We start from the raw sequence: 12,050 nt of genomic DNA, 5'->3' as shown, positions 1-12,050 counted from the left end.
GTTGTTCATTTTGTGTTAAAAATCTAGCGGGGTAATCAAAACCTCATCTACGTTTACACCTTTACTTAAGTTTAAAATGGTGAATAATGTTTCTGCAATATCTTCAGGCTGTACAAATTTTTCGTCGGGGATTGTTGTTCCTTCCCAAGATGAAGTTTTTGTAGAGCCTGGCAAAAACGCAGTTACTTTAACGTTGTGAGGGGCTAACTCTTGCCGCAATACATGATTAAGACTTAACATCGCTGATTTTGTTACACTATAACTGCCACCATTTTTTACTGGTGCCTTACTGGCCACCGAACAGATGTTGAATATATGCCCATGCTTTGCTGAACGCATTTTTTTTCCAAAAAACTTGCTCGTATAATAACCGGCATTGATATTTAGATGTTGTTGTTTTTCGAAAGTTTGGTCATCTTCATCGAGCATACTTCCAGGCAAAAAGATCCCTACATTGTTTACCAACACGCTAACATCATCAAAACCTATGGTTACTGAATTTAGAAACGCATACACTTCCTCTTTAACCGAACAATCGGCAGCATGGATAAAAACAGCATTCCCGTAAGGTGTGAGTTCCTGTTTAAGTGCTTCGAGATCTTGTACGCCCCTCGCTACCAGAATTAAATCATATCCATTTTGCGCCAGTTTAATCGCAATCGCTCTGCCAATTCCTTTAGTTGCTCCGGTTATTACAGCTTTCATCTTTTGTGGTTTAATTTTTGTTGACAAAAAACCATATTTATATTCAAAACCACGAATATTTTTGTAATTAGCGAAGAGCGACAACTTTTTTATCGTTTCTTTGTAGTAGTATAAGAATGATCATTTAAATTAAGCAAATACATACGGAATGAATTTTACCAATTTCGGCAGATACATCCTGCTACTCAAGTCTGTATTCAGAAAGCCGGAAAAACTGAAAATATACCTGAAAGAAATCGCCAAACAAATGGATTATGTTGGCGTAGGCTCATTAGGTCTGATTGCCATTATCTCCACCTTTATTGGTGCAGTAATGACTTTACAAATTGCTTTCCAGCTGGTTAGTGATTTTATTCCAAAAACCATTATTGGTTCCGTAAACCGGGATTCGAGCATTTTAGAGTTAAGTCCGACCATTAGTGCGATTGTACTGGCAGGAAAAATTGGCTCGGCCATTTCATCAGAAATCGGTTCGATGCGTGTTACCGAGCAGATTGATGCCTTAGAGATTATGGGTATTAACGCCCCAGGTTATTTAATCTTACCAAAAATTATTTCGGGAATAACCATGGTACCCATGTTGGTAATTATTTCTATGTTCTTAAGCATTACTGGTGGTTATATTGGCGGTTCAATTTCAGGTGCAGTTACACCAGCAGAATATATTCAGGGTATTACAACTGATTTTAATCCTTATACCATCACTGTTGCTTTGGTTAAAGCATTTGTATTTGGTTTCATTATTACCTCAGTTCCAGCTTACGAAGGTTTTTATGTTCGTGGTGGTGCTTTAGAAGTTTCGCAGGCCAGTACAAGAGCAGTTGTAATTAGCTGTATCTCTATTCTTGTTTGTGATTATTTAGTAACTCAACTTTTATTGTAATGATCGAAATTAAAGATATTTATAAATCATTTTCTGGAAACGATGTATTACAGGGCATTTCCGGGAAGTTTGAAGAAGGTGTTACCAATTTAATTATCGGTGGTTCCGGGTCAGGAAAAACCACCCTACTGAAATGTATGGTGGGTTTACACCAGCCAGATTCGGGTTCGGTATTGTACGATGGTCGCGATTTTACACCGATGACCTACGAGCAACGCATTGAAGTACGTAAAGAAATCGGCATGCTTTTTCAGGGATCGGCTTTATTTGATAGTATGACTGTTGAAGAAAACATCATGTTTCCTCTAAATATGTTTACCGATCAAAGTAGAAAAGAAAAAATCGAGCGCGTAAACTTTTGTTTGGAAAGGGTTAATCTTGCAGGCAAAAACAAATTGTTCCCTGCCGAATTATCGGGAGGAATGAAAAAACGTGTAGGTATTGCACGTGCCATTTCGATGAACCCAAAATATTTGTTCTGCGATGAACCCAACTCTGGTTTAGATCCAAAAACTTCGATCGTTATTGATGAACTGATACAGGAACTTACCGAAGAATACAAAACAACCACTATTGTGGTAACACATGATATGAACTCGGTGATGGGTATTGGCGATTATATTTTGTTCTTACACGAAGGAAAAAAATTCTGGGAAGGCAGTAACAAAGAGATTGCACATACCGATATTCAGGAACTAAACGATTTCGTATTTGCCAGTCGCTTTATGAAAGCTGCAAAAGATAAGTTTTAAGAAAATTCTTATATTTGGTTATGACTACGGCTACAAAAAATATCATTCATAAATTGGAAACCTTACCAGAAAGCATGGTAAACGAGGTAGAAGATTTTATTGATTTTTTAAAAGCCAAACATTCGAAGAGTTTTCCAAAGTCGAAAAGCGAAGAATCAAACATTGTTGAAGAACCAAAAAGCTTATATGGTGCTACAAAAGGTACAATTCTTTATATTTCTGATGATTTTAACGAACCACTAAATTTCCAATAAATAAAATCGTCATTGCGAGGCACGAAGCAATCTCCTTCTGTATATCTATCGCATTAAGATTGCTTCGTGCCTCGCAATGACGACCTACATAAATAACAAATGATACAATTACTTGCCCCAACCCACTGGAAAGATTACGAACTGATAGATTGCGGGGATTTTGAAAAATTAGAACGTTTTGGAAACGTAACCCTCATCCGTCCTGAACCTCAGGCGGTATGGAAAAAAACATATTCAGAACAGGATTGGAAAAAAACAGCTAACATCACTTTTAGGGGCCGTTCGGCTACTTCTGGCGAATGGGTAAAGAAAAACTTATCTATTCCCGATCGTTGGCATGTAGAATATAAAAACGACGAAGTGGCCATTAAACTCCGTTTAGGACTAACTTCTTTTAAACATGTAGGTGTATTCCCTGAGCAAGCCGTAAACTGGGATTTTATTTCTTCCTCCATCAAAAAATTTAAAACACCACAGCCTAAAGTTTTAAATCTTTTTGCCTATACAGGGGCTGCATCTTTAATTGCCAATGCAGCTGGTGCAGAAACTACCCACGTTGATTCGATTAAACAAGTGGTTACCTGGGCCAACGAAAACCAGGAACTTTCTGGCTTGAAAGATACCCGTTGGATGGTAGAGGATGCACTGAAGTTCGTAAAGAAGGAACTAAAAAGAGGCAAAAAATATAATGGTATTATTTTAGACCCACCTGCCTATGGCCATGGCCCCAATGGCGAAAAATGGAAACTGGAAGATCACATTCAGGAAATGATGCAGGATGTAGTTCAGCTCTTGGATGAAAAAGAACATTTTCTGATCCTCAATACCTATTCATTAGGTTTCTCATCAGTAATTGTAGAAAATTTAATCCGGACTTCATTCCCTTCGGTTAAAAACCTCGAAACTGGAGAACTGTATCTACAGGCTACATCGGGCATTAAATTGCCTTTGGGTGTTTTCGGCAAATTCTGCAATGTGTAAATGTTGATTACTTTATTTTAAACTACCAGATTTCCGACCTACATTCATCACAACAGAACCGGAAAGCTGTTCTAAATTTTAATTATCCATAACAATCTATGAAATTCCCTCAATTAGCAGGCACACTTATACTTGGTTTTGCCGCAATCAGCTTGTTTGCCAACTGTAATTCAGACGGTAAGGGCAGCAACGGTATTGGTAAAATCTTCTCTTCTGATTCGACGAAGAAGAAAACCGACTCAACAGTAAATGTAATGAAACCTGTTGACCCAAAACTTTACGATTCTTTAGTAAAGAAACTGGCTAATGGAGATACAACCGGAAAATGGCCGGTAAAAAAACAACCTTATCCTTTAGCTGGAGCCATATTGCCATTTAAACGTATCGTTGTTTATTATGGTAACCTACACTCTAAAAAAATGGGTGCATTGGGCGAATATGCACCTAAAGAAATGTGGCAGCGTTTAAATGCTGAAGTAAAACATTGGGAAAAAGCTGATCCTTCTACTCCAGTACAACCTGGCTTACATTACATTGCAGCTGTAGCTAGCGGAACACCGGGTAAAGATGGAAAATACATTAACAGGATGGGCAACAAACAGATCGATTCTGTTTTAAAAATCGCTAAAATGCAACCCAATACCATTGTATTTTTAGATCTTCAGGTGGCTTTGAGTACCATTAAAGCTGAATTGCCACATATCGAAAAGTATTTACAATTGCCATATGTTCACTTAGGTATTGATCCTGAATTTTCGATGAAAGACGGAACATTACCAGGTAAAAAAATCGGCACTTATGATGCTGCCGACATAAATTATGTAACGGGATACCTGGCAGATATTGTTAAGAAATACAACTTGCCTCCAAAAGTATTTGTATTGCACCGTTTCACTAAAAAAATGGTAACCAATTCGCCGAGCATTAAACTGCGTCCGGAAGTTCAGGTTGTAATGCACATGGATGGATGGGGCGAACCTGAACTGAAAAAAGGCACCTACCGCCACTTCATACAAGGAGAACCCGTACAGTTTACAGGCTTTAAATTGTTTTACAAGAACGATCTAAAGAAAGACCCTAAACGTTTGATGACCCCGGAAGAGCTGTTGAAGCTTACCCCGAAACCGATATACATCCAGTATCAATAATATTGAAGCCCGCGACCGAAAATCGCGGGTTTTTTGTTGCTAATATTTTTTTAAAAGAAAAGTTTATAGTTTGTCATATACTGCATAAATACTATATTGAACCTTTGTAACCCAAGGCTTTAAAACTTAAAGGAATAATCGTCCATCAATCCTATTTTGAATATCAACAAAATGTCTTTTTTTGATAGTAATTAAAAAGTTGGAACAGATTTTAGATAAGTAGAATATGCAAACAGCAACATTTGGCGGAGGCTGCTTTTGGTGCACCGAAGCCGTTTTTCAGACGTTAAATGGAGTAAGCCAGGTTACATCCGGTTATATGGGTGGAGAGCTAAAACATCCAACCTATATGGAAATCTGTAATGGCAATACCGGACATGCGGAAGTTGTACGGATTATTTTCGACGAAGATATCATCTCTTTTAGCGAGCTTTTACTCATCTTCTTTAAAACGCATAACCCAACAACTTTAAATAAACAGGGTAATGATGTGGGCACGCAATACCGTTCGGTAATTTTTTATGAAAATGAAGAGCAGAAGAGAGAGGTTTTAAAGATGATTGACGATCTCACCCGTGAAAATGTTTTCGATAAAGCAATTGTTACCGAAATTTCGCCCGCAATGGAGTTTTACGAGGCAGAAGATTATCATCAAAACTATTTCAGTGACAACCAGGGCAAACCTTATTGTGCATTTGTAATCCAGCCAAAACTGAACAAGTTTGCTAAGGATTTTAAGGATAAAATTAAACCTGAACTTCTCGAATAATTAGCTTTCGAAAGTGAGTAATGCATGCTGACTTGCGGTATGTATATCACGCCAAACCCGGTTAATCTCCGATTCCTTTTTAGCGGCTTCTAAACCACAGTAAGGAAATAGCGTAGCGGCAGCTTTCCAGCAGGCATGTGCCAGTTTACGACTGATAGCACTAACCTCAGCTAATTTATTATCAGCGATTTTACTGTTCTCCATCAATTCATCCCAGGATGCATCGAATGTACTGTAAAATTTTGCCCGAAGGTTTTGGATTTCTTCCTTGCAGCGATTGAGTTCGCCATTAAAGAACAATACCTGCTCCTCTGTATATCTCTTCAATGCTGTACGTAAATAAAATGCATCTTCTACCAGTTGAATAAAGAGCTTCGTCATTCCTAAGCTATTTACCGCTAACGTGGTTTCTGCAAGCTGTAGAAAGGGATAATCAAATCCCGAATCTGCTACTTCGATATGTTGGTTAATCTTAAAAGTCCGGTTTTCAGGAACAAGTAAATCGCCAACTTCAAAAGCATGGCTACCAGTTGCAATTAAACCAAAATAAGACCAGCCTGGCAGAATGTTTACTTCATCTTTTTTTAGGATAAACGATTTGATTTCCGGATCTCCGTTTTCATCCAAAATATCTTCATCCTGTTCGTTTTTCAGCGTGCAGTTAGCTGTAAATATGGTTGCGTGCAAGGCACCACTGGCATAATTCCATTTTCCATTTACCAAATAACCTGTTTCAGTTTTAATCGCCACACCACCAATAGCTCCGCTCCCGGCGAAACAAACTTCCCGATCGGCAAAAATCTCAGCCGCCAGTTCAGGGTTTAAAAAACCTGCAAACCAGGCCGCACCGGCGCATAAGGTAATGGTCCAGCCTAAACTGCCATCGGCCTCAGCCAGCTCTTCTTCTAACCTTAAAATTTCTGGAAGTTTTTTATTTGGTCCGCCGTAAATTTCAGGTACAAATAGTTTGAACCAGTTTTCCTGATAAGCCAATTCCAAAATTTCGGGATGAAGTTTTCCCATTTCTTCTGAAAGTGCAGCATAGGCTTTTACTTTTTCTTGCCAACTTACTGTTAATGTTTCTTGCATGTTATCGTTTTCGCACTAAACCCTGAGGATAATTTTAAATAACTAATGTTCAATTTAGCTTTAAGCCAACTTAAGCTTGCTTTTATTGATGATCTTTTTCCAGTCTAAAAACCCAAAAATGGCTACAATAAATAAAAATGTAGTTAAACAGGCCATTAATGGAAGTTTTTTATGAAATAGTAGTGGAATAGCTACTATATTGGAAATATTGAGGAAAATCCAGTTTTCTATTTTGCGTTTGGCCAAAAGCCACATTCCTGCCCAGGCAGTAGCTGAAACAAATGCATCGAATAAAGGCACATCCGAATCGGTATAATGCCTCAATACGAGATAAAGTACACCGAATCCGATAACGGAAATTAAAACCGCAATGGTTAATTCTTTATTGCTCGACCACGACACCTGGTTTTCACCATCCTGTTTTCTTTTTTTCCAGATCACCCAACCATAAACACTCATTACCAGATAATAAATACTTAAAAGTGTTTCTGCATATAATTTTACGTTCAGTAATAAAAACATCGACAACAGAATAGAGATTATCCCCGTTGGATAAAGCCATATATTGTTTTTTTTTGCCAATAAAACCTCCGATACGCCAAAACCCACAGCCAACCATTCGATTAAAGAGGTGTGTAAAATCTGCTCCTGAAAAAGCTTAAACCAATCTTGAAAATTCATTTACAATAATTTGCCTTGCAGCCGGTAAAAAATAATTAAAGACTGTTTTCAGGGCGAAACAGTATGGTAAATCTAACCTCTTCCTACGTCGGCATTACCCGCATCAGGTTCATTAGGAGGCATAAGGTATGAGGTTTGGGGTGTAAGGCCGAACCCTATACCTTAAACCTTTTGGCTTAAACCTCTCTAAATGGGTATAATCTCAGCAAATTGAAAGCAACAGAAATTGCAGAATCAAAAAGCACCCCTTTGAGCATGGCAAATATATACTTTTTTATTTTAACAGCATTTTACAGTCTGTTTACGCCAGCCACGCTCACAATTCACTTATAATCAACGAATATAAACTGACAAAATATATATTTTATATATATTTAAATTCTTAAATCATCCCATTTAATATCCCATGCTCTCTGTTAACCGCTTTCTTGGATCTTGTTTGCTAAAAAAGCTATGTGGTATTTTTTATTTTATTTTTCTATGTCAGTCAGCTTCCGCACAAAGTGCTCCCTCCTTATTATTTAAGCACCTCACACTCGAAGACGGTTTAAGCGACCCAACAATACGGGCATTACATACAGATAAAGATGGTTTTTTATGGATTGGTACCGAAAATGGGCTAAACCGCTTCGACGGAAAAACCTGCATCACCTACAAAAATAAAACCAACTCAGATACTTTTCCGGGCAATTACATCACTAATATTATCGAAGATAGAAATGGCGATTTAATTATCGGTTCGCAAAGCAACCTGGTAAAGTATAAGCGGGCACAAAACAATTTTAGCCCTTATCATTTCAGAAAGGGAATCAAATTAACCGATAATTACTATTCATTCCCTTTTTATATAGATAAACAAGAAGACCTTTGGGTGTATTTGGCTGGCAACGTTTATAAATACAACAGTAAAGACAGTACTACAAAATATATAACAACCTATTCCAATGGATATCATTTTAGTCCTGTTCCATTTTACAATAAGCTAGATTGGTTTATCAGCAGAGGTGTAAAAGGCATTTATATCAACAAGGCCGATGATGTTAAGGAACAGCATGTGCAGGAGTTTTTCATGAACAGTGCAAATGAAAAACTGAACAGCCATATCGAAGATGTATATTTTGCGTCAGACAGTTTGCTTTGGCTTGCCAGTGATAAGGGATTAATAAAACTGAACATTAAAACCAAGCAGCATGAGTGTTTTAATAGCTGTAAAACGAGTAAAAGCCTATCTGTAACAGCCATAGCAAAATACCCCAGCAAACCCTGGCTTGTTATAGGTACCAGAAGTAACGGTTTACTTTTGTTCGATCTGGAAACAAAGAAGTTTTTTGCCGAATATAACCACCAATCCGATAATTCATTTAGCCTGTCAAGCAATTATATCAGAAAAATTTACATTGATCAAAAGCAAAACCTGTTTTTGGGCATTAACGGCTATGGACTCGATTACACCAACTTAAATAAAGTAATTTTCTCCAGATACCTCGATAAGGATGATGTTTCTACAAATTTTGAAAATGATGTTAGTGTTATTTTAAAGCCTAAAAATGGCCAATTGTGGTGCGGAACAAAAAACAGTGGATTGCTTATCTATCATTCGGATTTAAGAAAACCCGTAAAACATGAGTTTTTAAACCTGGGTATTTCCCAACTCGTAGAATTAGATAATGGCAATATTTTAACCGGGCTTTACAACGGTCTCTTTTTTATTTATGACGGGCAAACGCAAAAATTCAATTCATTAAAAATAAAGTTTTCAGAAAAGTTAAACGGAAAAGTTCAGATCAATCAAATCTTGAAAATAGGAACCGATTTATTTGCCGCCACCGAATATGGAATTGCCAAGGTGATGATCAGATCTAAAAACGAACTTTATTTCGAAATGGATCAGGGCATTAACCATGCGGTATCGTGGCCCAATATACAAAGGATAATTCTTACGGGTGCCAATCAAGCCATCATCCAAACCTATTATACATCCATTTACCATGCACGGTTAACCGCCGGAAAATTTATTTTAATTAAAGAAATTACAAGATCACCCTATGGTATAAATGGCAGTACTACAATTGATAATACCATCTATCTGGCTACAACTTCGGGACTTTTAAAACTCAATTCGACCACAAATACGATAGAAAAATCGGCATTGATAGATCTAAACTGCAGCAGTGCTTTAGCTGATCAAAATAAAAACCTCTGGGTAGCAACCAATAATGGTTTATACTACTACAACACAAAAAATGGCAATCAAACCCGTTACACCATTAGCGATGGGTTACAGAGTATGGTTTTTAATCCTAATGCAGCAGTATCACTTAAAAATGGTTTATTGGCATTCGGTGGGATCAATGGAATTAATGTAATAGACCCTACAAAATCGAATGTTTATACCAGCCGTTCAAAACCTCAGATTACAGACATTTTAATTAATGATCAAATCCATCAAGGCTTGGGTAATCCAATTACTACGCAGAGCTTAAAACTCCAGCACGATGAAAACACCATTACAGTTGCTTTCAGTACAATGGATTTCATTAATCCCATGCAACGAAAAATAGTTTATCAAATGATCGGCTATGACAACAAAAAAGTAAGTGTTTTCGGCAGCAATAGCATCCGGTTTCCCAATATGCCATCGGGGAAGTTTAAACTTGTGATTACGGATGTATATAGCAATGAAAAAACCAGTTTATCTATATTGATCAGTGCACCTTTCTGGCAAAAGACATGGTTTATAGCCGTATGTATTGTTAGTTTGATCATTATTTCACTCCTGGCCCTCTTTATTTATCTTAGATGGGTTAAACACCTTCAGGTAGTACAATTGCGCCAGATGATCAATTTCCAAAAAGCTGACCGGAAAAGAATAGCTGATGATCTGCATGATGAACTGGGATTAAAGTTATCTTCCTTAAAACACTATCTATTAGCGGGCGACATTAATAAAATGATAGATGGCGGCGAATTGCGGAAATTATCGACAGCATACATCGATTCATCGGTAAATCTGCTCAGAAATACTTTGATTAATTTAAGCCCTAAAACGCTCGACGAAAATGGCCTGGTTACAGCAATGGAAGATCTCATCGATAGCATCAACAAATTGGGCATCATCAATATTCATTTCGATCATTCGGGCTTAACTGTTGCACTCAAAAGCACCCCAGAATATGCCATTTACAGGATCTGCCAGGAACTGATTAACAATACCATTAAACATGCTTCTGCAAAGAATATTTATATCGTCATCATCAACCGCAACGAAAGACTGATTTTCCTTTATGAAGATGACGGCCAGGGATATGATTTTCACACGATAAAAAGAGGTTATGGCCTGTTCAATATTGAAGCACACACTAAGGCTATAAAGGGAGAACTCGTTATTGATACCGCAATTGGGAGAGGCGTTGCTGTTACCATAACCATTAACTTAAATAGGATTTTAAAACCAAAAACCAATGATTAAGCTACTAATTGCAGATGATCATAATGTACTCATTAATGGGCTAAAGCTCATTTTAGGCGCAAGAAGCGATTTTAAGGTAATTGCAGTGGCCAATAATGGTATTGAGGTAATTGATCTCATTAAAATTGAAAGGCCGGATGTAATTCTGCTCGATATCAACATGCCGATATTAAACGGCTATCAAACGCTTGGAATTATCAAAGCAGATTATCCTGAAATTAAGGTAATCGTGCTCACCATGCTTAATGATAAAAGAAATGTACTGAATATGCTTGAAGCTGGCGCTAAAGGATACCTTTTTAAAGACACCGACGACAAAAACCTATTTAAGGCCATTAATTATGTTTATCAGGGCGAATATTATGTTTCAGATGGCCTGGAAAATATCCTGGAAGAGTTTTTATGCAGCCATAAACACCCTGACAAAAAGAATAAACACATCCTTTCCTCCCGCGAACTTGAAATTGTTAGCCTTATTATTGATGGAAATACCAATGCAGAAATTGCCGATCTGCTTTTCTTAAGTACCAGAACAGTAGATACACACCGCAAAAATATTTTTTATAAACTCAATTTAAACAACACCGCATTGCTGGTTAAATATGCTCTGGAGAACAAGGCATTTCTCGGATTACAATAATTCTGTTCATTAAAAAAATACCGTAAAAAGCGTATTGAAATAATTGAATGCTTTCTGTCACTTTGTATTGATCATCCATTAACACTCATTCTTTTAAATCTACCTGGAGATGAAAATTTGTGGCTGAAATTGTAGAATGCTAATTCTATAAACCATAACTAAACAAACTTTCCTGCGCTCTATGAAAAAGGTACTTTTACTCTCTTTATTTTGTTTTCTGTGCTTAATTAAGTCTTACGGTCAGGCCGCAATTACCCGTAGTGTTGTTGCCAGTACAGGTGGAAGTGCTCAGGTAGGCAATACCTTGATCCAGTTTACCGTTGGCGAAGTGGCTACCCTAACACTACAAAGTGCTGGTGTTATGCTTACACAGGGTTTCCAACAACCAGAAACGACCGCTTCTAACTTTGTTCCTAATGCAGTTGGCAATATGCGGGTTTATCCCAATCCTGCTGTTGGAAAAACAAAAATAGATTTCGATTTATTAACCGATGGCAAGGTGATCATCAATCTGGTTAACAACGCTGGCCAGATTGTACACTCGAGCTCGGTAACTAGTTTGGCCGGAAAAATCGAATATGTGATGCCATTAAACGGACTAGCTTCAGGGATGTACCATGTGGTACTTTATGTCAACTACCGCACATTCTCTGAAAAACTCGTCATCCAATAAATTTAT

At 37.4% G+C, this 12,050-nt stretch carries 12 protein-coding genes; 9 read left to right on the top strand and 3 right to left on the bottom strand.

What is annotated here, in order from left to right; all coding sequences use genetic code 11:
- Positions 1-15: 15 nt before the first annotated feature.
- Positions 16-705 (bottom strand): SDR family oxidoreductase, encoded by a 690-nt coding sequence (locus R2S57_RS20045; RefSeq protein ID WP_316846721.1) that lies wholly within the window; start codon positions 703-705, stop codon positions 16-18.
- Positions 706-853: 148 nt separating this feature from the next.
- Here R2S57_RS20045 and R2S57_RS20040 point away from each other — a divergent pair, with 148 nt between their 5' ends.
- From R2S57_RS20040 to msrA, 6 genes are all read left to right on the top strand, one after another.
- Positions 854-1,588 (top strand): MlaE family ABC transporter permease, encoded by a 735-nt coding sequence (locus R2S57_RS20040; RefSeq protein WP_029275780.1) that lies wholly within the window; start codon positions 854-856, stop codon positions 1,586-1,588.
- On the top strand, positions 1,588-2,340 hold the full coding sequence (locus tag R2S57_RS20035; RefSeq protein ID WP_316846720.1) for an ABC transporter ATP-binding protein: 753 nt from the start codon (positions 1,588-1,590) through the stop codon (positions 2,338-2,340). Before R2S57_RS20040 ends, R2S57_RS20035 begins: the two co-directional genes overlap by 1 nt.
- Positions 2,341-2,360: 20 nt before the next feature.
- Positions 2,361-2,594 carry a DUF2281 domain-containing protein gene (locus R2S57_RS20030; protein ID WP_316846719.1) on the top strand — a complete coding sequence of 78 codons (234 nt, stop codon included), beginning with the start codon at positions 2,361-2,363 and terminating at the stop codon, positions 2,592-2,594.
- Between the two features lie 99 nt (positions 2,595-2,693).
- Positions 2,694-3,575: a class I SAM-dependent methyltransferase gene (locus R2S57_RS20025; RefSeq protein ID WP_316846718.1), complete on the top strand. Its 882-nt coding sequence runs from the start codon at positions 2,694-2,696 to the stop codon at positions 3,573-3,575.
- Between the two features lie 98 nt (positions 3,576-3,673).
- A complete protein-coding gene (locus R2S57_RS20020) occupies positions 3,674-4,723 on the top strand; it encodes a hypothetical protein (RefSeq protein ID WP_316846717.1) in 1,050 nt (349 codons plus the stop codon).
- 226 nt (positions 4,724-4,949) lie between these two features.
- A complete protein-coding gene (msrA, locus tag R2S57_RS20015) occupies positions 4,950-5,492 on the top strand; it encodes a peptide-methionine (S)-S-oxide reductase MsrA (protein WP_316846716.1) in 543 nt (180 codons plus the stop codon).
- On the opposite strand, the gene R2S57_RS20010 is transcribed toward msrA, so the two are convergent.
- A complete protein-coding gene (locus R2S57_RS20010) occupies positions 5,493-6,581 on the bottom strand; it encodes an acyl-CoA dehydrogenase (protein WP_316846715.1) in 1,089 nt (362 codons plus the stop codon).
- 60 nt (positions 6,582-6,641) lie between these two features.
- Complete coding sequence (gene pnuC, locus R2S57_RS20005; protein WP_316846714.1) at positions 6,642-7,262, bottom strand: nicotinamide riboside transporter PnuC; 621 nt, start codon at positions 7,260-7,262, stop codon at positions 6,642-6,644.
- Positions 7,263-7,668: 406 nt separating this feature from the next.
- On the opposite strand from pnuC, the gene R2S57_RS20000 reads away from it, so the two are divergent.
- The 3 genes from R2S57_RS20000 (at position 7,669) to R2S57_RS19990 (ending at position 12,044) form a co-directional block, all read left to right on the top strand.
- Complete coding sequence (locus R2S57_RS20000; protein WP_316846713.1) at positions 7,669-10,731, top strand: two-component regulator propeller domain-containing protein; 3,063 nt, start codon at positions 7,669-7,671, stop codon at positions 10,729-10,731.
- Complete coding sequence (locus tag R2S57_RS19995; RefSeq protein WP_316846712.1) at positions 10,724-11,371, top strand: response regulator transcription factor; 648 nt, start codon at positions 10,724-10,726, stop codon at positions 11,369-11,371. Before R2S57_RS20000 ends, R2S57_RS19995 begins: the two co-directional genes overlap by 8 nt.
- 181 nt (positions 11,372-11,552) lie before the next feature.
- A complete protein-coding gene (locus R2S57_RS19990; RefSeq protein WP_316846711.1) occupies positions 11,553-12,044 on the top strand; it encodes a T9SS type A sorting domain-containing protein in 492 nt (163 codons plus the stop codon).
- The last annotated feature ends 6 nt before the right edge of the window (positions 12,045-12,050 follow it).

It is taken from the genome of Pedobacter psychrodurus (genome assembly GCF_032678585.1).
In the GTDB taxonomy this organism is placed as follows: Bacteria; Bacteroidota; Bacteroidia; order Sphingobacteriales; family Sphingobacteriaceae; genus Pedobacter; species Pedobacter psychrodurus_A.
The sequence above is the reverse complement of the archived record's forward strand: the minus strand, read 5'-3'. Positions and strand labels throughout refer to the sequence as shown.

Coding starts and splice junctions, on each gene's coding strand:
- msrA (WP_316846716.1), top strand. CDS start 4,950: ATGCAAACAGCAACATTTGGCGGAGGCTGCTTTTGGTGCACCGAAGCC.
- pnuC (WP_316846714.1), bottom strand. CDS start 7,262: ATGAATTTTCAAGATTGGTTTAAGCTTTTTCAGGAGCAGATTTTACAC.
- R2S57_RS20025 (WP_316846718.1), top strand. CDS start 2,694: ATGATACAATTACTTGCCCCAACCCACTGGAAAGATTACGAACTGATA.
- R2S57_RS20010 (WP_316846715.1), bottom strand. CDS start 6,581: ATGCAAGAAACATTAACAGTAAGTTGGCAAGAAAAAGTAAAAGCCTAT.
- R2S57_RS20045 (WP_316846721.1), bottom strand. CDS start 705: ATGAAAGCTGTAATAACCGGAGCAACTAAAGGAATTGGCAGAGCGATT.
- R2S57_RS20040 (WP_029275780.1), top strand. CDS start 854: ATGAATTTTACCAATTTCGGCAGATACATCCTGCTACTCAAGTCTGTA.
- R2S57_RS20000 (WP_316846713.1), top strand. CDS start 7,669: ATGCTCTCTGTTAACCGCTTTCTTGGATCTTGTTTGCTAAAAAAGCTA.
- R2S57_RS20030 (WP_316846719.1), top strand. CDS start 2,361: ATGACTACGGCTACAAAAAATATCATTCATAAATTGGAAACCTTACCA.
- R2S57_RS20035 (WP_316846720.1), top strand. CDS start 1,588: ATGATCGAAATTAAAGATATTTATAAATCATTTTCTGGAAACGATGTA.
- R2S57_RS19995 (WP_316846712.1), top strand. CDS start 10,724: ATGATTAAGCTACTAATTGCAGATGATCATAATGTACTCATTAATGGG.
- R2S57_RS19990 (WP_316846711.1), top strand. CDS start 11,553: ATGAAAAAGGTACTTTTACTCTCTTTATTTTGTTTTCTGTGCTTAATT.
- R2S57_RS20020 (WP_316846717.1), top strand. CDS start 3,674: ATGAAATTCCCTCAATTAGCAGGCACACTTATACTTGGTTTTGCCGCA.